Source organism: Alistipes sp. UBA1686 (genome assembly GCF_002320215.1).
GTDB classification, from domain to species: domain Bacteria; phylum Bacteroidota; class Bacteroidia; order Bacteroidales; family Rikenellaceae; genus Alistipes; species Alistipes onderdonkii.
In genome coordinates this window covers 300,670-318,767 of sequence record NZ_DCKA01000016.1, presented here as the reverse complement: position 1 = coordinate 318,767, position 18,098 = coordinate 300,670, and the positions used below count along the sequence as shown (strand labels likewise).

16 protein-coding genes and 1 rRNA gene are annotated in these 18,098 nt (G+C 59.1%); 6 read left to right on the top strand and 11 right to left on the bottom strand.

Going from position 1 to position 18,098, the window contains the following annotated elements:
- Nucleotides 1-100: ribosomal RNA gene (gene rrf / locus B3C38_RS07980) — 5S ribosomal RNA — on the top strand; the annotation flags it as partial.
- Between the two features lie 410 nt (nucleotides 101-510).
- Here the strand turns inward: rrf and B3C38_RS07975 are convergent.
- The 10 genes from B3C38_RS07975 to B3C38_RS07930 all read right to left on the bottom strand — a co-directional run bounded on the left by B3C38_RS07975 (nucleotide 511) and on the right by B3C38_RS07930 (nucleotide 12,504).
- On the bottom strand, nucleotides 511-882 hold the full coding sequence (locus B3C38_RS07975; protein WP_022332596.1) for a hypothetical protein: 372 nt from the start codon (nucleotides 880-882) through the stop codon (nucleotides 511-513).
- 444 nt (nucleotides 883-1,326) lie between these two features.
- On the bottom strand, nucleotides 1,327-2,106 hold the full coding sequence (locus B3C38_RS07970) for a class I SAM-dependent methyltransferase (protein WP_022332597.1): 780 nt from the start codon (nucleotides 2,104-2,106) through the stop codon (nucleotides 1,327-1,329).
- Nucleotides 2,107-2,145: 39 nt separating this feature from the next.
- Nucleotides 2,146-3,375: an ectonucleotide pyrophosphatase/phosphodiesterase gene (locus tag B3C38_RS07965; RefSeq protein ID WP_286726577.1), complete on the bottom strand. Its 1,230-nt coding sequence runs from the start codon at nucleotides 3,373-3,375 to the stop codon at nucleotides 2,146-2,148.
- A 79-nt stretch (nucleotides 3,376-3,454) separates the two neighbouring features.
- On the bottom strand, nucleotides 3,455-4,774 hold the full coding sequence (locus tag B3C38_RS07960; protein WP_286726576.1) for an acetyl-CoA hydrolase/transferase family protein: 1,320 nt from the start codon (nucleotides 4,772-4,774) through the stop codon (nucleotides 3,455-3,457).
- 2 nt (nucleotides 4,775-4,776) lie between these two features.
- Complete coding sequence (locus B3C38_RS07955; RefSeq protein WP_286726575.1) at nucleotides 4,777-5,433, bottom strand: hypothetical protein; 657 nt, start codon at nucleotides 5,431-5,433, stop codon at nucleotides 4,777-4,779.
- Between the two features lie 7 nt (nucleotides 5,434-5,440).
- Nucleotides 5,441-8,371, bottom strand: a complete 2,931-nt coding sequence (gene infB, locus B3C38_RS07950) for a translation initiation factor IF-2 (RefSeq protein ID WP_286726574.1) — start codon at nucleotides 8,369-8,371, stop codon at nucleotides 5,441-5,443.
- A gap of 27 nt (nucleotides 8,372-8,398) precedes the next feature.
- Nucleotides 8,399-9,631: a transcription termination factor NusA gene (gene nusA, locus B3C38_RS07945; RefSeq protein WP_032134262.1), complete on the bottom strand. Its 1,233-nt coding sequence runs from the start codon at nucleotides 9,629-9,631 to the stop codon at nucleotides 8,399-8,401.
- Nucleotides 9,632-9,715: 84 nt separating this feature from the next.
- Nucleotides 9,716-10,183, bottom strand: a complete 468-nt coding sequence (rimP, locus tag B3C38_RS07940) for a ribosome assembly cofactor RimP (RefSeq protein ID WP_286726572.1) — start codon at nucleotides 10,181-10,183, stop codon at nucleotides 9,716-9,718.
- A 125-nt stretch (nucleotides 10,184-10,308) separates the two neighbouring features.
- Nucleotides 10,309-11,103: an acyl-ACP--UDP-N-acetylglucosamine O-acyltransferase gene (gene lpxA, locus B3C38_RS07935; RefSeq protein ID WP_286726570.1), complete on the bottom strand. Its 795-nt coding sequence runs from the start codon at nucleotides 11,101-11,103 to the stop codon at nucleotides 10,309-10,311.
- A 3-nt stretch (nucleotides 11,104-11,106) separates the two neighbouring features.
- Nucleotides 11,107-12,504, bottom strand: coding sequence for a bifunctional UDP-3-O-[3-hydroxymyristoyl] N-acetylglucosamine deacetylase/3-hydroxyacyl-ACP dehydratase (locus B3C38_RS07930; protein WP_286726569.1), 1,398 nt, complete (start codon nucleotides 12,502-12,504; stop codon nucleotides 11,107-11,109).
- 168 nt (nucleotides 12,505-12,672) lie between these two features.
- Between B3C38_RS07930 and B3C38_RS07925 the strand changes: the two genes are divergently transcribed.
- The 5 genes from B3C38_RS07925 (at nucleotide 12,673) to B3C38_RS07905 (ending at nucleotide 16,763) form a co-directional block, all read left to right on the top strand.
- Complete coding sequence (locus B3C38_RS07925) at nucleotides 12,673-13,467, top strand: TonB family protein (RefSeq protein ID WP_018696796.1); 795 nt, start codon at nucleotides 12,673-12,675, stop codon at nucleotides 13,465-13,467.
- Between the two features lie 72 nt (nucleotides 13,468-13,539).
- Nucleotides 13,540-13,926, top strand: a complete 387-nt coding sequence (locus tag B3C38_RS07920) for a hypothetical protein (protein ID WP_286726566.1) — start codon at nucleotides 13,540-13,542, stop codon at nucleotides 13,924-13,926.
- Nucleotides 13,927-13,983: 57 nt separating this feature from the next.
- Nucleotides 13,984-14,487 (top strand): hypothetical protein, encoded by a 504-nt coding sequence (locus B3C38_RS07915; RefSeq protein ID WP_286726565.1) that lies wholly within the window; start codon nucleotides 13,984-13,986, stop codon nucleotides 14,485-14,487.
- Nucleotides 14,488-14,507: 20 nt separating this feature from the next.
- Complete coding sequence (locus B3C38_RS07910; protein ID WP_237958359.1) at nucleotides 14,508-16,004, top strand: potassium/proton antiporter; 1,497 nt, start codon at nucleotides 14,508-14,510, stop codon at nucleotides 16,002-16,004.
- Nucleotides 16,005-16,256: 252 nt separating this feature from the next.
- Nucleotides 16,257-16,763, top strand: coding sequence for a hypothetical protein (locus B3C38_RS07905; RefSeq protein ID WP_286726562.1), 507 nt, complete (start codon nucleotides 16,257-16,259; stop codon nucleotides 16,761-16,763).
- Between the two features lie 306 nt (nucleotides 16,764-17,069).
- Here B3C38_RS07905 and B3C38_RS07900 read toward each other — a convergent pair whose 3' ends face one another.
- Entirely contained in the window at nucleotides 17,070-18,047 is a 978-nt protein-coding gene (locus B3C38_RS07900; RefSeq protein ID WP_286726560.1) for a GntR family transcriptional regulator, read from the bottom strand.
- Nucleotides 18,048-18,098: the final 51 nt, after the last annotated feature.

The window sequence follows — 18,098 nt, the reverse complement described above, 5'->3', positions numbered from 1 at the left end:
CAGTGAGGTTCCACCTCTTCCCATTCCGAACAGAGAAGTTAAGCTCACTAACGCCGATGGTACTGCGGTTTTCCCGTGGGAGAGTAGGTAGCCGCCTCTTCAAGGTCAGATCATTAGATCTGACCTTTTTTTATGCCCCTTTCCGAGCTCCCGCGTTACAGTTGCCGGAAAAACAAATCATACGTAACGGATTGGCCGCTATGGCAGCAAAAAAGATCGGGAAGATCCGAAGATCTTCCCGAAAGGGCAATCCGGCCGATCCGGATACGGGGCGCGTTGTACCTGCAGATGCCGCTTTTTGCCCTTTGCTGTTGGAGGCGTTTTGATTGCGGGGGCATTGTCGATCGCCCCCCCCCTGTTCAATTTGCAATTATCCCTGTGTGCACCGGTATTACCGGATCATCCGGTTTTATCAAAACAATAGCCCCGGTATTTCGCCAACTCCCCTGGCGGATCCTTCGGTAAAAGCGCTCACTGGGCGTCTGATATAACAATTACTCATACAGTCGGTTATTCATGCCAGTCGGTGTAGAGTCCGCACCGTTTGCAGTGGAGCCGGTAAGTGCGGCGGGTTACCGCGCGGACGCGGAGTGTCGCGTGGCGGCAACCCGGGCAGCGCATGGTGTAGAGCAGACGTTCGTAGTGCCGGAATAGGAAAAAGTTTATGCAGCTCAGGGCGATTGCCGCAAATCCGGTACCCGAATTTTCACCCGTGATTACCGGCAGCAGGCAACTTGCCAGGGTCAGGAAAAGAACGGTCAGCCCGAGCGTATGGATCGCTTGGTTGCGCAGGTGCCTCAGACGCCAGAGCGGCAGCGTGATGCACATGCCCGTTACGGCAGGTACGCAACTGATGCCGATCAGCAGGAGATAGTTGTTCATAACAATTATCAGGATGCCTGTCCCTCGGCATAGTTAAGTGGGAGTTGTGGGGTGTGGAGATATAAAAAACGTGGGACAAAACTCTGATTTGCTCTCTGAGGCTCTGGAATAACCTGTGCAACCAAATACAGAATGAAGCCCACGTTGGAAACGTGAGCGTCAAACTTCATTCCTTGGTTGCTCTTAAAATTTTCCAGATTTTCAGAAAGCAAGGTACAAAGCTAACGCTTTTTATATGTATTCGCCGGCGCTTTTAGTGCGTGGACGGCAGAACTGTTCTTGTGAAAAAGGTAAAATTCGCGCGTTAATTTCTCATAGGCTTTGGAATTTGGGATTGCACATACAAATATACGAAAAACATCCGGAATTGGCGGATGTTTTTTGTCGTTAATATTGTTATATGCCCCGGAATCACCTGGGCGGGCGGGTTTTTACACTCCCGGGTTATTTGAATTCTCCGGGATGGAGGGCTTTGTATTCTTCCAGCGAGAGGGGACGGCGTCCCTGTGACCGGCGCAGTTTGTCGCCTATGACGTGGGCTGCGGCGCGGAGCGTGCGCCCCAGTTCCGTCGCGAATCCGCGGGGAGGAAAGAGTGTGCAGACCATTTCTCGATCCCATTTCTTCAGGAAGAACTTGCTGTAATATTCGTCCGTGGGGTTTATCAGGAAATCGATATCGTCTTTCCACTCGTAGCGTACGTGCATCAACTCCCCTTCGGAGAAGGGCAGCAGTTTGTAGGGGAGCGACTGGTAGGGCAGATAGTTCAGGAACAGTTCTCCGTAATCGTTGGCGTAGTTGCCGGGTACGCGCCGCTTGTCGTAAAGAACCAGTTTGTCGCCGATGTTGAGCACGACCCAGCGGTGCGATTTCTTGGGGAAAAGCCATTCGCCGAGCAGGCTCGGGGTCTCGATGTAGCCGGCCTTGCCGACCCGCATTACTTCGCGCAGGAACTGCGCCGGGTCGTCGCTGTGTTCGAGTACCTGGTTGCAGATCACGTAGTCGAATTCCTTGTCTGCAAAAGGCAGGGCTTCGGCCGCAGCGTTGACCAGCTGCTGGTGGGGGAATATGCGCAGGCCGCCGCAGCGATGGGTATCGTCGCCGAGGAATTTCTCCACGAGGACGTTCGCACGGAAGGAGGGGCGATTGCCGGGGCCTACCTCGAGTACCCGGTCACGTCTTTTGATATGCAGATCCTGTCTGCTTTTGGGAGTGCTGACTTTCATTGGCGGTCGCGTATTGTCACAAATATAGAAAAATATTTTTTATTTGTTCCGGAACATGCGTTTTACATCTTTCCACTCCCCGTCGTTGGGTGCGGGCTCGATGCCCAGCAGCCTGCACAGGATGAGGTACATGTTCTGGTTCTGGAACGAGCCTTGCCGGTAGCCCTTGCGGAATGCGGGGCCCGAGGCGTAGAAGACCATGTGCATGTCGCGGTCGCGGTTGTCGAAGCCGTGTGTGCCGCGTTTGCGGACGGGGCGTGTTTCGGCCGCGTAGTCGAGCGTCCATCCGGTCTCGGGGATGACGATGATGTTCGTCAGGCGGGTAGGGTGGGTGCCGTAATGGAAACGCCGGGGCATCTGCTCGCGCCGCCAGGCCTTCATGTGCCCCGTCCTGCGGAGTATCCTGATCGCCGTGTCGGCATACTCCTCTTTCACCTCCAGCCCGAACGGGGTGCCAGGTACGGTACGTATGACCTGCGTAGTGTCGAGCAGCGGCATGAGGTTGATGTACCGCTCCGGCGAAAGCGCGGCCATGCCATGGTCGGCCGTTACGATGAAATTGATTCGCTCGAAGACGGGCGAGCGCCGTATCTCACGGAAAAAATAGCGGAGAACGGAGTCGATGTGTTCGGCCTGGGCGACTGCCTGCGGTGAATCTGGGCCGTAGGTGTGCATCGTGGCGTCGGGCTCTTCGAAATACCACATTACCAGCTCCGGGATCTCGGCTTCGGGGCGCGTCATGGCTTCGATCACCCAATCGGCGCGTTGGTAGTAGGTCGGTTTCGACGAATAGGGAGTCCAGACGGTCGCTTGGTGTCCGTCGATCGGGACTTCGCTGCCCGGCCACATGAAGATGTTGGCCGTGAGGCCCTGTCTTTCCGCCGTGTTCCAGATCGGTTCGCCGCTCCAGAACCCCGGCAGCCGGACATCCTCCGCGTCGAACACGGAGAGCTTGCGCCCGGCCTTCCGGTCGTAGAAGTTATTGTTCACGACCCCGTGGTGGTCGGGATGCAGCCCCGTCGCCATGGCGTAGTGGCTCGGGAAGGTATTGGAGGGGTAGACCGGATAAATTTCGGCATAGGTTCCCGCCCGGGCGAGCGAGTCGAGTGTCGGCGTATGGCTGCGGCCGGCGAGATCCCAGCGGAAGGCGTCCATCGAAAGGATTACGACGTATTGTTTTCCGTCGGGTGTTGCGGGGACATGGGGCTTGCGGGACGCGGCGCAGCCTGTCAGGAAGACGAGCAGCAGGAAAAACATATATTTTTTCATGGCCGGGCGTTTTTGTGTGGGTAAAGATACAAAAAAAGCGCCCACAATTACAGCGGGCGCCTTTCGGATGTGAAAAAAATTACTTTTTCATGTAACCCTTCACGTAGTGGTGGTGCTGGCCGAAACGCTCGAAGGCGGCACGGTCGAGTTCCTCCTGTGCCGACGGGTCGGCTATGGAGATGATCAGGCGGGCACGCTCCTGCAGCGTCTTGCCGTAGAGATCTACAGCCCCGTGCTCGGTTACGAACCAGTGGATGTGGTTGCGCGTCGTGACGACGCCTGCGCCGGGCGACAGTACGGGGGCGATCTTCGAGATGCCCTTGTTGGTCACCGAAGGCATGGCGATGATGGCCTTGCCGCCCTTCGACAGCGATGCGCCGTATACGAAGTCGATCTGGCCGCCGACGCCCGAATAGAACTTCGTGCCCAGCGAGTCCGCGCATACCTGGCCGGTAATGTCGACCTGCAGCGCCGAATTGATGGCCGTTACGCGGTCGTTCTTCGAAATGATATAGGGGTCGTTCGTGTAGCCCACGTCCATCATCAGCACGGCAGGGTTGTCGTCGATGAAGTCGTAGACGCGCTGCGAACCCATCAGGAACGTCGATACCATCTTGCCCTTGTCGATGTTCTTGGCTTCGCCGTTGATGACGCCGCTCTCCACGAGCGGGAGTACGCCGTCGGCGAACATTTCGGTGTGGATACCCAGGTTCTTGTGGTTGCCCAGCTGCGCCAGTACGGCGTTCGGGATGGCGCCGATGCCCATCTGGAGTGTCGCACCGTCCTCGATCAGGGCGGCGCAGTGTTTGCCGATGGCTTCTTCGGTGGCGTTCGGCTGCGTGAAGTGCGCCTCCATCAGCGGTTTGTCATCCTGTACGAAGATGTCGATCTTCGAGGAGTGGATCATGGCCTGCCCGAATGCGCGGGGGACATATTTGTTTACGACGGCGATCACGTGCTCGGCGGTCTCCACGGCGGCCAGCGTTGCATCGACCGACGTGCCGAGCGATACGAAGCCGTGCTTGTCGGGCGTCGACACCTGGATCATCGCCACATTGCAGGGTACTGCGCCGCAGCGGTAGAGGCGCTGCGTCTCGCTCAGGAAAATCGGAATATAGTCGGCATAGCCGCTCTGGGTGACTTTGCGGACGTTGCCGCCCACGAAGAACGAATCGAGTTGGAATACGCCTTCGAACTTCTCGTCGGCATAGGGTGCCGGGCCTTCGGTGTGCAGGTGGTGGATGTGGACATCCTTCAGTTCGCCGGCCTCGCCGCGTGCGCACATGGCGTTGATCAGGCATTGGGGGGCCGAAGCCACGGAGCTCAGGTGGATGTGGTCGCCCGATTTGATAACCTTGACGGCCTCTTCGGCGGTCGTAAATTTGATCTGGGTAGTCATTTTTACTTTAAGTTTGTATTTTGGTTTTGGTTAGCGTTTCCTTTCGCCGATTTTTCGCGGACAAAGTTCCTGATGGCCTTGTCTGTGTAAGTCCAGAAAATCGGTACGTTACGCATCGTGATGATGTTCAGCGTATTCAGGGCAAGGCCCATGCTGATGTCCACGCGATCGAGCGTGTCGATACCCGGGGCAATGTTGTAGAACATGACGACGACGTGTTCGGGTTGTCCTCCGCGCATCGTGTAGACCCGGCCGTAGTGGTCGGACGAAGGATAGGCCGCGCCTTTGGCATAGGCGGCCGTGCCGTTGCGCTCGCCGCCCATATAGAGGCGGAACCCCCCGTAGAGGGGTGTGATGTCGAAACGGAGCATCATGTTGCCCGTGATGTTGTCCCCGGCGCAGATGACGTTCGAAATGCGGAAGTCGTTTACGAACGAGGGGGTACTGATCTCCGAGGGCTGGTGCCCGCGGGCGAATTTCTCGACGGCTTCATTGCGCAGGGATTCGAAATGCCGCGCTTCCCGGCGGAGTTTCTTTTTCTGGGCTTTTTGCAGCGCCTTCTGTTCCTTTGCGGTGGTACCCTCCCCGGGTTGCATGGCCGATGCCGCTCCGCACAGCGTGCAGAGCGACAACAGCAAAACGGTCAGACGTTTCAGCATGGCGTTGCTATTTGCGTTTCACCTCGACCTGTTCGTATCCCTCGACGATGTCGCCGACACGGATATCGTTGAACGATTCGATGTTCAGGCCGCAGTCCTGGCCGGCCGTAACCTCCTTGACGTCGTCCTTGAAGCGCTTGAGCGAACCCAGCTTGCCGGTGTAGATCACGATACCGTCGCGGATGACGCGGATCGGGGTGTTGCGCTGGAGCTTGCCTTCGCGGACGATACAGCCGGCCACGGTGCCGACCTTCGATATCTTGAAGATCTCCAGTACCTCGACCGAAGCGACGATCTCCTCCTTCATCACGGGCTCGAGCATGCCCTCGATGGCATCCTTGATGTCGTTGATCGCGTCGTAGATGATCGAGTAGAGGCGGATTTCGATCTCCTCCTTCTCGGCCAGCTTGCGCGCCGAGGCCGACGGGCGTACCTGGAAGCCGACGATGATGGCGTTCGAAGCGGCGGCCAGCAGCACGTCCGACTCCGAGATCTGTCCCACGGCGGCGTGGATGACGTTGACCTGCACGGTCTCCTTCGAGAGCTTGATGAGCGAGCCCGACATGGCCTCGATCGAGCCGTCTACGTCGCCCTTGACGATGATGTTGAGCTCCTTGAACGATCCGATGGCGATACGGCGGCCGATTTCGTCGAGCGTCACGTGCTTCTGGGTCATGATGCCCTGCATGCGCTGCAACTGCTCGCGTTTGTTGGCGATTTCGCGTGCCGAGCGGTCGTCCTCCATCACGTTGAACGTATCGCCGGCCTGCGGTGCGCCGTTCAGTCCCAGCACCTGTACCGGCGTCGAGGGGCCGGCGGAATCGACCTTCTTGCCGTTCTCGTTGAACATGGCCTTCACGCGGCCCGTGTAGGTGCCCGACAGGATCACGTCGCCCACGTGGAGCGTACCGCTCTGCACGAGGATCGTCGAGACGTACCCGCGGCCCTTGTCGAGCGTCGATTCGATGACCGTGCCCTGCGCCTTCTTGTTGGGGTTGGCCTTCAGGTCGAGCATCTCGGCTTCGAGCAGCACCTTTTCGAGCAGTTTGTCGAGGTTAAGGCCCTTCTTGGCCGAAACTTCCTGATCCTGGTATTTACCGCCCCACGACTCCACCAGATAGTTCATCTGCGAGAGCTGCTCCTTGATGTGGTCGGGGTTGGCATTGGGCTTGTCGATCTTGTTGATGGCGAAGACCATCGGCACGCCTGCGGCCTGCGCATGGTTGATGGCCTCGATCGTCTGCGGCATGACGCTGTCGTCGGCCGCCACGATGATGATCGCAACATCCGTTACGGCGGCACCGCGGGCACGCATGGCCGTGAAGGCTTCGTGGCCCGGCGTATCGAGGAACGTGATCTTCTGGCCGTTGAGCTCGACACTGTACGCACCGATGTGCTGCGTGATACCCCCGGCCTCGCCTTCGATGACGTTGGTTTTGCGGATGTTGTCCAGCAGCGAGGTCTTACCGTGGTCGACGTGTCCCATGACCGTGACGATCGGCGGACGCGGCACGAGGTCTTCCTCCTTGTCTTCGCCCTCGTCGTTGATGGCCTCCTGGATCTCGACCGAGACGAATTCGACCTTGTAGCCGAACTCCTCGGCGACCACGACGAGCGCTTCGGCGTCGAGGCGCTGGTTGATGGAGACCATCAGTCCCAGGTTCATGCAGGCCGTGATGACCTGCGTGGGCGACACGTTCATCATCGTCGCCAACTCGCTCACGGTCACGAACTCCGTGACTTTGAGGGTCGAGCGTTCCTGTTCCTCGCGTTCGAACTCTTCGTTCATACGCTCGGCAACGGCGTCGCGTTTATCCTTGCGGTATTTGGCACTCTTGCTTTTGGCACCCTTGGCCGTCAGGCGTGCCAGGGTGTCCTTTACCTGCTTCGAAACCTCCTCGTCGCTCACTTCGGGGCGTACGATCGGCTTGGGTGCGGCCTTGCCTTTGTTTTTGTTGCGACGGCCTTCGCCCGGTTTGGGCTGGTTCTGGGCACCGGGACGGTTTTGCCCGCCCTGTCCGGGACGGTTCTGGCCGCCCTGGCCCCCTTGTCCACCCTGCTTGTTGCCGCCGCCCTGCGCATTGCCCTTCGGGGCCTTGCTGACGTCGACTTTCTCCTTTTGCAGGCGCTTGCGCTTGTGCTTGCCGCCGGCCACGAATCCCGACACGTCCATCGTACCGAGTACCTGCGGCCCGGTGAGGGTCACGGTCTCCGGACGGAAGATGTTGTCCTTGGGTGCGGCCGGTTCCGGCGCGGGTGCCGGAGCTTCTGCGGGTTTGGTCTCCGGTTGTCCGGGAGCCTGCGCTGCGGATGCCGGCGTGGCCGGTGCTGCGGGTTTTGCAGGTTCAGCGGGAGCAGCTTGTGCTGCGGGCGCCGGCGTGGCCGGTGCGGCGTGGCTTGCCTGTGTAGCCGGGGCTGGTTGTGCCGGACGGGCTTCCGGTACTGCGGGTGCGGGGGCAGGTGCGGGCTGTGCGGCAGCTTTGGGCGCCTGGGCAGGTGCCGGTGCAGCGGGTGCCGCAGGATGCTGTGCGGCGGGTTTTTCAGCTTCTGCCTTCGGGGCGGGGGCAGCCTTGGGTTTGGGCGACAGGTCGATCTTGCCGAGGAACTTCGGCTGCTGGATTTCGTCCTTGACGCTGATTACGTTGCTTTTGATGACCACCTCTTTTTCCTCCTCGCGCTCCTGCTTCTTAGCTTCTTCGAGGGTGATGGTCGTCTGCTTCAGGGAGATACGCTCGCGGATCGACTCGCGTGCATTGCCTGCGGCGCGGTTCGCCCCGAACTCCTTCTCCAGGACGGCATAAGTCTCCGCGTCGACCAGCGTATTGGGCGACCCGTCGCTCTTGATGCCCTTCTTCTGCAGGAAGTCCGTGATGGTATTCAGTCCCACCTTGAACTCCTTTGCAACCTGAATGAGCCTTAATTTTCTTTCGTTACCCATATCTTGTGTTTTCCTTTCTTGCTTATGTTACTCTTCAAATTCGGCCTTCAGGATTTCGACGACCTTCTGTGCCTGTTCCAGCTCCAGGTCGGCACGCGCGGCGATCTCCTCTACGGGCAGTTCCAGCACGCTCTTGGCCGTGTCGCAGCCGACGTTCTTCAGGGCGTCGATGATCCATCCGTCGATCTCGTCGGCGAATTCGGTGAGGGCCACGTCCTCTTCTTCGACCTCGCGGTATACGTCGATGTCATACCCCGTGAGCATCTTCGAGAGGCGGATGTTCAGGCCGCCCTTGCCGATGGCCAGCGACACCTGGTCGGGCTTGAGGTAGACCGAAGCGGTCATTTTCTCCTCGTCGATGGTGATGCTCGAAATCTTGGCGGGATTCAGCGCACGCTGGATCATCAGCGACGGGTTGGCCGTGTAGTTCACCACGTCGATGTTTTCGTTGCGCAGCTCCTTGACGATCGAGTAGATGCGCGAACCCTTCATGCCTACGCATGCGCCTACCGGGTCGATGCGTTCGTCGTAGGACTCCACGGCGACTTTGGCGCGCTCGCCCGGGATGCGGACGATCTTCTTGATGGTGATCAGCCCGTCGAAGATCTCGGGAACCTCCTGCTCGAAGAGGCGTTCGAGGAACTGGTTGGCCGTGCGCGAAAGGATGATACGCGGCTGGTTATTGTTCATCTCGACCGACTTGACGATGGCCTTGATGGTATCGCCCTTGCGGTAGAAGTCGTTGGGAATCTGCTCCGCCTTGGGCAGGATCAGTTCGTTCTCCTCGTCGTCGAGGATCAGCACCTCCTTTTTCCACACCTGGTAAACTTCGCCGGTGACAATCTCGCCGACCTTCTCCGAATACTTCTCGTAGAGGCTGGCCTTCTCCAGGTCGAGGATGCGCGATGCCAGGTTTTGGCGCAGCGACAACACGGTGCGGCGGCCGAACGAGGCGAGTTTGATCTCGTCGGCATATTCGTCGCCGATCTCGTAGGTCGGGTCGATGGCCTTGACCTCCGACACGGCGATCTGCGTATTGGGATTCTCGACTGCGCCGTCCTCGACGACGGTGCGGTTGCGCCAGATTTCGAGGTCGCCCTTCTCGGGGTTGATGATGACGTCGAAATTCTCGTCCGTCTCGTACTGTTTCTGCAGTGCGTGGCGGAAAACGTCCTCCAGCACACCGATCATCGTGCTCTTGTCGATGTTCTTCAGCTCTTTGAACTCGGCAAAGTTGCTGATAAGATTGAGATTGTCCATTGTGTCGTTTATCTTGTTTTCAGTTTATGCTTGTTTTTGCCTGCGGCTCCCCGCCGTTTGTCCGGGGGTGTCCGGCGCGAGTGCCTATTTGAAATCCAGCCACTCCCGCGCGGACTTGATTTCGCCGAAGCCGTAACGGCGCGTCACCGTCACCAGTTGCTTGCGTTTTTTGCCTTCGACGGCCTGCTTCTCCTCGTAGGAGAGGGTGATGCCCTGGTCGTCGGCCGCGTCGAGTTTCGCCAGCACCTTGATGCCCGAGGTGAGCAGCATCTCGACCGTGCTGCCGACCAGCTTGCGGTACTGGCGCAGGCACTTGAGCTCCGACCCGATGCCGGCCGAAGCCACCGTCAGCGAGAAATCCTCCTCGTCGCGATCCAATTCCTCCTCGATCGAGCGGCTGAGCCTGACGCAGGCGTCGATGGCCACCGAGGTGTCGCTGTCGATGAGCAGCTCGATATCGTTGCCGGGCGTGCAGGTGCATCCCACGACGTACATGTCCGTCCCCTGCAGGTTGCGCTCCGCCGCCTCGATTATCTTTTTTGTGTCGATCATAGCTGAATACCGGTCGTAAATATGTATAAAATAAGGGGACTCCCCGTCCCCTTACCACTTGCTTTGTCTTTCGACATTGCAAATATAGTGAAAATTTCTAATATACCAATATTTATACGGAAATTTTACTCCTCTTTCGATACGCTTTCATAGGGCTTGATGATGCCGCGCTTCGATTCGCGGATGAATTTCACCAGCTCGTCGCGTTCCTTGCTTTGGGGTACCTGCTTCTCGACCTCCTCGCACCCCGACATGTAGTTCAGGCCGCTCTGGAAGAGGATGCGGCAGGCGTCGTGGATCTCGCCGATGCGCTCGGAGGTGAAGCCGCGGCGCGAGAGTCCGATCTTGTTGATGCCCGCGAAACGCATCGTGTCGTTGCGTACGATGACGAACGGAGGGGCGTCCTGCCCCAGCAGCGCCCCGCCCTGGATCATGGCGTGGTCGCCGATGCGCGTCCACTGGTGTATGGCGGCATGGCCGCCGATCACCACCCAGTCGCCGATCTCGACCTCGCCGGCCAGCGACACGCGGTTGGCGATGACGCAGTTGCTGCCGACCACATCGTCGTGGGCAATGTGGACGTAGGCCATGAGCAGGTTGTGGTCGCCCACGACCGTCTTGCCGCGTGACGCCGTGCCGCGGCTGATAGTCACATACTCGCGGATGTCGTTGTAGTCGCCGATCTCGGCCGTCGTGACCTCGCCAGCGAATTTCAAATCCTGCGGCAGGCAGGAGACGGAGGCTGCGGTATGTATCCTGCATCCTTTGCCGATGCGCGCCCCGTCGTGGATCACGGCGCCGGGCCCGATCCAGCAGCCGTCGCCGATCACGACGTCGCCGGCGATATAGGCGAACGGTTCCACCGTAACATTGTTCCCGATTTTGGCGTCGGGATGGATGTATGCCAGATTGCTGATCATCGCTTACTTGTTGTTTTTGTTTTTAACGACCTGGGCCATCAGGACGGCTTCGCATGCGAGGGTTTCGCCTACGAAGGCCTTCGCCTCCACGACGGCCACGCCGCGGCGGATGGGCTCCATGAGGTGGATTTCGAACTGGAGCGTGTCGCCGGGGACGACCTTGCGCTTGAATTTCACGCCGTCGATCTTCATGAAGTAGGTCGAGTAGTTCTCTGGGTCGGGCACGTCGCCCAGCACCAGGATGCCGCTGCACTGGGCCATCGCCTCGACGATCAGCACGCCCGGCATGACGGGCTCTTCGGGGAAATGCCCCACGAAGAAGGGTTCGTTCATCGTGACGTTCTTGATACCGGCCACGTCCGTCGCGTCGCGGTGGAAGATGCGGTCGACCAGCAGGAACGGCGGACGGTGGGGCAGCATGTGGCGGATGTCGTTGATGTCGTGGAGCGGCGGCTTGCGGCAGTCGTACTGGAAACGGGGTTTTTCGCCGGCCCGGCGGATGGTGTGCTTGAGCTGCTTCATGAACTCGGTGTTGGCGAAATGCCCGGGGCGGGTGGCCCAGACGCGGCCTTTGATGCGGACGCCCAGCAGTGCGAAGTCGCCCAGCAGGTCGAGCAGCTTGTGGCGCGCCAGTTCGTTGTTGCAGCGCAGTTCGAGGTTGTTGAGGTAGCCCGCCTTGATCTCGATGTCGGGCTTGTCGAAGATCTTTTTCAGGTGCTCCAGCTGGTCGGCCGGGACGGGGTTTTCGACCACGACGATGGCGTTGTCCAGGTCGCCGCCCTTGATGAGGTTCATTTTGATGAGCGGCTCCAGTTCGTGCAGGAAGACGAATGTGCGGCAGGGCGAGATTTTCTCGGCGTAGTTGTCGCCCGGGTTGAAAGTGGCGTACTGGTTGCCGATGACCTTCGAGTTGTAGTCCACGTGTACCGAGACGGAAAACTCGTCGTCGGGGTAGAGGATGATGGCCACGCCCTTCTCGGGGATCGTATAGACCATCTTTTCGGTCACGTGGTAGAATTTGCGTTCGGCGTCCTGGTCGACGACGCCCGCTTCGGTGATGGCCTTGGCATAGGCGCAGGCCGAACCGTCCATGATGGGGGTCTCGGGGGCGTCGATGTCGATGACGGCGTTGTCCACGCCCAGCGTCCAGAGCGCCGACATGATGTGTTCGATGGTGCTTACGCGGTGGCCGCCCGATTCGATGGTCGTGCCGCGCGAAGTGTCTACGACGTAGTCGCAGAGTGCGGGTATTATGGGTTGCCCTTCGAGGTCGGTGCGGCGGAATACGATCCCCGTGTCGACTTCGGCGGGATTGACGGTCATGGTTACCTTGACGCCCGTGTGGAGCCCCTTGCCGGAGAATGAGATCGGGGCCTTCAGCGTTTGTTGTTTTGTTGACATAAGCAGTGTTTCCGATTATTTACGCGCAAAGATAAAAATTTTTTCTTAATAAAAAGTACCTATGCGGTTATTATAAAAAGTAGGGGTTTATTGCGACATCGCCGCGGGCGGGGGTGGATATTTCGGAAAAAAACAGTATTTTTGTGCGGAAAAAACAGGAAACACGCCATGCCGACGCCGGAACCGGAAAAACGAGTCAAACGCCCCCGCCTGCGCCTGCCTTTCGAGAAACGGAAGCAGGATGCCGGTTCGTGGACGTACGACCACCGCATCGGGTTGTGCGTGACGCTCATCGCCTACCTGGTGCTGATGATCGCCTTCGTTTCGTCGAAGATCGTCGTCGGCCGCAAGCCCCATACCCAGGGGATGTATATCGACCTGCAGACGCTGGCCGAGCTGGAACAGGAGCGCGACAGGCTGGAACGGCTGGCGCGCGAACGGCAGGAGAAAGACCCGATCGACTGGCGGAGCATCCAGAACCAGGTTTCGAACGAAAACGCGCTGAACGAAAAGCTCAGGGACGACCGCGGTACCAATGCCGCGGCGCTCAACGATGCCGCAGCTGCGGCCGAGGAGCGCATGCGTGCCAACCGCGAGGCTTACGAACAGGGGCTCGCCGAGGAGCGCGCCATCCGCCAGCGCCGCGGCGCCGGGGAGGATTCCGAGCACCAGGATCGCAAGGTCAAGGGGCGCGTCACGGTTTCCTTTTCGCTGACCGACCCGGTGCGGACGTCCCGCTACCTGGCCGTCCCGGCCTACAAATGCGAAGGCGGCGGCGAAGTGGTGGTCGAGATTACGGTCAACCGTGCGGGCGACGTGACGAACGCCCGGGTGGTCGAAGGCGGGGACGAGTGCATGCGCTCTTCGGCGCTCGGTTCGGCCCGCAGGTCGCGTTTCAACATCGACGACTCCGCCCCGGCACGCCAGCAAGGGACGATTACGTATATTTTTATCCCCCAATAAGTTCTTTTTGCCCCGCAGAGGCGTGATGTTTGCCGGATTTTTTTTATCTTTGTTGCCGATCGAAATTCAGGCATGCGTAAAATCGCGATCATATTGTCGGGCTTGCTGTGTTGCCTGTTCTACGAAACGGGCGGCAGGGGGATTCCTGCGTCCGTTGCGGAGCATGCCGCCGTCACGATTTCGGTCGACCGCGTGTCCCGCGACCAATGGCGTTGCGAGCGCGAGTACAATGCCGACCTGAATTTACCCCGCGTGGCGGGGGAAGTATCTCCTGCCCCGGTCGTGCCCGTTTCCCAGCGCGGCGGATCCGGAACCGGCCAGAATGCCGACCGTTTTGCGGCGAACCGGTTCGAGGCGGGTGTCGTGAAAGTAACCTCGGAATTCAAATCTTCTGACCTGTCCGTCGGCCTGCATGCCATAGACTACTACGTCTACCGGCTGCGCCGGCTCATTATTTAGCGTGTTGTATTTTACCGATTTACAAAGGAAATACAAACGATTAATAATGAAAAAGATATGGATAGGAATAAAATTTGCGAGGCGATGTACGCCTTGCCCGGGGGCGTTGTGGTAAAACGCCGTAAGTCCCAGTTGCGCGCTGCCGTGCTGTTCATCGCCGGCGTTGCGTTGGTGGTAGTGAACAATATGTACGGGGCGGAGCTCACGAACAACATGCGTTCGGCGATCGTTTTCATCGGCGGGCTGCTGATCCTCTCGGGGATGGTCATGGCTGCGATCCAGCTCTTCGGCTCGGGGGGCGTGCCCTTCCACAAGGACAAGCATTGCTACCTCGTTTTCGAGGAGCTCTACTTCGACCGGGGCGTCCGTGCCGATGTGGTGCAGTCGGTGGAGAACGGCGCCGTAGACCGGCTGCTCGGCCTGGCACGCGCGAATGTCCCGGCGCTCACGGTGGCCCTCTACCGTACGCCCGACAACCGTTTTGCAGCCATGCAGGCGTTCGAGTACGCCGACCTGGAGTACAAGCCCCTGACCAGGCTGAACATAGTAGATAAAGCATAATGTAACATAAACGGAGAAGAATGATAGACATCAGTGGTGAAAACGTAGTATTGGTAGGCGCGTTGCTGCTCTTCGTGGCGGTGATGGCCGGTAAGGTCGCGTATCGTTTCGGGGCCCCCGCGCTGTTGCTGTTCCTCGGGGTGGGCATGTTGTTCGGTTTGAATTTCATCTCGTACCGTTCGGTCGAGATGACCCAGTTCGTGGGGATGATCGCCTTGTGTATTATCCTCTTCACGGGCGGTATGGACACGAAGTTCTCGGAGATAAAACCCATCATCGGCCCGGGCGTCGTACTGGCTACGGTCGGCGTGGTCATGACGGCGTTCGTGCTGGCCGGTTTCGTGTGGCTGGTGGCTCCGTGGCTGGGGATCGAAATACCGTTCGCGCTGGCACTGCTGCTGGCCTCCACGATGTCCTCGACCGACTCGGCGTCGGTTTTCTCCATCCTGCGAAGCAAGAAACAGGGGCTCAAGCAAAACCTGCGCCCGCTGCTGGAGCTGGAGAGCGGTTCGAACGATCCGATGGCATACATGATGACCATCCTGCTCATCAGCGTCGTGTCGAATACCTCGTCCGGCGTCGGCCTGGGCATGAGCGTAGTCTTTTTCGTGGTGCAGATGGTCGTGGGCGCCCTGTCCGGGTACCTGATCGGGCGGCTGGCCGTATGGACGATCAACCGCATCAACCTGGTCAACCATTCGCTCTACTCGGTGCTCCTGCTCGCATTCATCTTCTTCTCGTTCGCCTTCACCGACCTGATCAAGGGCAACGGCTACCTGGCCGTCTACCTTTCGGGTCTGGTTATCGGTAACCACAAGCTCCAGCAGAAACGGCCGCTGACGGTTTTCTTCGACGGGTTCACGTGGCTCATGCAGATCGTGATGTTCCTCACGCTGGGCCTGTTCGTGAACAGCAACGAACTGCTCGAACCCCGGGTGCTGATCCTCGGCGGGCTGGTCGGGGCGTTCATGATCCTTGTGGCGCGTCCGCTGACGGTCTTCACCTGCCTGCTCCCGTTCCGCAAGTTTACGACCAAGGCGCGGCTTTACGTGTCGTGGGTCGGGTTGCGCGGCGCCGTGCCTATCCTCTTCGCCATCTATCCGCTGATGGCGCATGTAGAGAATGCCGGGCTGCTGTTCAACGTGGTTTTCCTGGGGACGATCATTTCGCTGCTGGTGCAGGGCACTACGGTGAGCGGCATGGCCAACCTGCTGGGGCTGGCCTATGAGGAGCGCGAGTCGGCCTTCAGCGTCGACATGCACCAGGACATGAAGTCGGCGCTTACGGAGGTCGAGGTCAACGAGACGATGCTCGAAAGCGGGCATACGCTCAAGGACATCACCCTCCCCGAGAATACGCTGGTGATGATGGTCTGCCGCGACGGTGAGTATTTCGTGCCGCAGGGTAAGACGGAACTCAAGCTGGGCGACAAGCTGCTGGTCATTTCCGACCGCAGCGAGGAGCTGGCAACCACCTATAAGGACATGGGCATCGACGATGTCATGAAGTTAGGGTAGGCTTCCCGCGGAGGAGGTTCCCTGTTCCGTCGGGAATTCAGGATCCGTTCCGCAAATCCCTTCCTGAGGGACAGGTATGTCCGGTATCCGGTGACTTGGAGCCTGCCGGACAGAGGCAGATCCCGGCGAGCGAATCGCCGGGATTTTGTTTCGCTTTGCCGGACGAAAAGCCGGACGGCGATTTGCACCGTCCGGGATTTTTTCCTATATTCGATGGGCCGTATCGGAGGGTGCCCCGATCTCCGTATCTCTATGAAAACCGAACGAATGAAAATAGGGCTGTTTGCCGCACAGCTTGTCTTGCCCGCCGTGCCGGGCCTTTATGTCATCCTGTTCCGTCCCGGGGTGTCGCTGCTTACGCCCCGGATGCTTATTCCCTCCATGCTGTGCATCAACCTGCTGGCTCTCCTCTTAGGGTGGCGCAGGCTCGGGTGGTCGCGCAACGAACGGCTCGATGCAGCCATGCTGCTGGTGATGTTCGCCCTGTTTCCCTGGTTGGAATACCGGGTGCTGCCCGTCGGGGCGTTCGAGGGGAATTTGTGGGCGCAGGTCGGGTGTTACTGCGCGGGACAGGCGATCGGGTATGTCTCGGTCGTGCTGGCGCCCGACTGGTTGGGAAGGCTCAGACAGCGGCGTTATGAAGAGCGGGTCTTGTCGGGGCGGGAAAAGTTCCGATCCCGCAAGGAGGTGCTGGAACAGCGGGCCGAAGCGCAGGAGGCGCAGCGCAGGGCGAAAGAGTTGCGCAAGGCGAAGAAATAAAAACATCCCGGACATTCGTAGTTCGGGATGTTTGTTTTCGGGGCGTATGCCGGAGCCGTTTCCCCGGCTGTCAATCTGCCAATCCATCGGTTTGTCCGTCTGTCAACTCATCAGTCCGCCGGCCCGCCAGTCCTTCGGTCTGCCAGTTTGCCCGCCCGTCAGCCCTTTGGTTCGTCTGTCTGTCTGTCTGTCTGTCTGTCTGTCTGTCTGTCTGTCTGTCCGCCGGCTCATTAGTCTGTAAGCTCGTCAGCCCGTCAGGCCGCTGCTCCGCCCGCAGGGAGGGCGGAATCGCGGCCTGCTGCCGTTTTACAGGGAGCGCCGGATGTTGAGCATCCAGGGGTTCTCGATGTTGCGGATGCCTTTCTGGAAGATCAGCTGCGCCAGCGTCAGCCCCATCTGGCGGAAGTCGGTCGAGAGGGTGGTGATCCCGCCCGCGAGGATCTCCTTGAGCGGCGTGTCGTTGTACGAAATGATGCCGAATTCGCGGCCGGCCGTCATCTGCTGCCGCTCGGCCTGCTTGAGCAGCGTCACCAGATCGCGGTCGCTGACGAGGATGAACAGGTCGCCTTCGCGGATTTCGCGGTCGCGGATCGAGGCGAGGTATTCGTGCCCGAACCCGTGTTCCGCACAGAAGCGCACCAGTCCGTCGTAGCGCTCCTGCGGCTCCTTTTTTTCGTGCTGCACCATCAGCAGCCGTTCGTATTTGCGGATATGCCGCAGCCCGTGGCAGAGCGCCTCGTAGGTGTCCTTTTCGAAGTTTTGCGCCACGGACGAATACCTGCCCAGCAGTTCGGGGTGGAAGTGGTCGAGCAGGAACACCCGCCCCGAGAGGCTTTCGAGCAGCGGCCCGATGCCGGTGAACTTGCCCGGCATGATGATATAGGTGGTGTATTTGCCGTTGGCGTCGGTCACCAGCGCGTCGAAGACCCTGCGGTTGTAGTTGTGGAAATAGAGGTCTACGCTTACGCCTTTGCCGACGTGCTCCATGAACGAGTTGTAGAGGTCTTCCTTGAATTCGTTGAATTCGTTGAAGAGCAGGAAAATATTCTGTTCCGAGGGGATTCGCGCCGAGGCGATGTAGTAGCCCACGCCGGGCGTCGAGGCGATGATGCCGCGCGATTTGAGTTCGCTCAGCCCGGCGAACACGGTGTCGCGCGAGAGACGGTAATTCTCGCGGAATTCGTTGATCGAGGGTATCCAGTCCCCCTTCTGGAGCTTCCCTTCGGCGATGCCGTCGATGACGAAGTTGACGACCTGTTTGTATTTCGATTCGTTGTTTTTCATGGCTTTGCACACGCAATGTCGTGCAAATATACATAAAATCGGGTAATATCG

What these genes read in the sequence shown, in the direction of transcription:
- B3C38_RS07975 (WP_022332596.1), bottom strand. Translation starts at nt 882, where the DNA reads ATGAACAACTATCTCCTGCTGATCGGCATCAGTTGCGTACCTGCCGTA.
- B3C38_RS07970 (WP_022332597.1), bottom strand. Translation starts at nt 2,106, where the DNA reads ATGAAAGTCAGCACTCCCAAAAGCAGACAGGATCTGCATATCAAAAGA.
- B3C38_RS07965 (WP_286726577.1), bottom strand. Translation starts at nt 3,375, where the DNA reads ATGAAAAAATATATGTTTTTCCTGCTGCTCGTCTTCCTGACAGGCTGC.
- B3C38_RS07960 (WP_286726576.1), bottom strand. Translation starts at nt 4,774, where the DNA reads ATGACTACCCAGATCAAATTTACGACCGCCGAAGAGGCCGTCAAGGTT.
- B3C38_RS07955 (WP_286726575.1), bottom strand. Translation starts at nt 5,433, where the DNA reads ATGCTGAAACGTCTGACCGTTTTGCTGTTGTCGCTCTGCACGCTGTGC.
- infB (WP_286726574.1), bottom strand. Translation starts at nt 8,371, where the DNA reads ATGGGTAACGAAAGAAAATTAAGGCTCATTCAGGTTGCAAAGGAGTTC.
- nusA (WP_032134262.1), bottom strand. Translation starts at nt 9,631, where the DNA reads ATGGACAATCTCAATCTTATCAGCAACTTTGCCGAGTTCAAAGAGCTG.
- rimP (WP_286726572.1), bottom strand. Translation starts at nt 10,183, where the DNA reads ATGATCGACACAAAAAAGATAATCGAGGCGGCGGAGCGCAACCTGCAG.
- lpxA (WP_286726570.1), bottom strand. Translation starts at nt 11,103, where the DNA reads ATGATCAGCAATCTGGCATACATCCATCCCGACGCCAAAATCGGGAAC.
- B3C38_RS07930 (WP_286726569.1), bottom strand. Translation starts at nt 12,504, where the DNA reads ATGTCAACAAAACAACAAACGCTGAAGGCCCCGATCTCATTCTCCGGC.
- B3C38_RS07925 (WP_018696796.1), top strand. Translation starts at nt 12,673, where the DNA reads ATGCCGACGCCGGAACCGGAAAAACGAGTCAAACGCCCCCGCCTGCGC.
- B3C38_RS07920 (WP_286726566.1), top strand. Translation starts at nt 13,540, where the DNA reads ATGCGTAAAATCGCGATCATATTGTCGGGCTTGCTGTGTTGCCTGTTC.
- B3C38_RS07915 (WP_286726565.1), top strand. Translation starts at nt 13,984, where the DNA reads ATGGATAGGAATAAAATTTGCGAGGCGATGTACGCCTTGCCCGGGGGC.
- B3C38_RS07910 (WP_237958359.1), top strand. Translation starts at nt 14,508, where the DNA reads ATGATAGACATCAGTGGTGAAAACGTAGTATTGGTAGGCGCGTTGCTG.
- B3C38_RS07905 (WP_286726562.1), top strand. Translation starts at nt 16,257, where the DNA reads ATGAAAACCGAACGAATGAAAATAGGGCTGTTTGCCGCACAGCTTGTC.
- B3C38_RS07900 (WP_286726560.1), bottom strand. Translation starts at nt 18,047, where the DNA reads ATGAAAAACAACGAATCGAAATACAAACAGGTCGTCAACTTCGTCATC.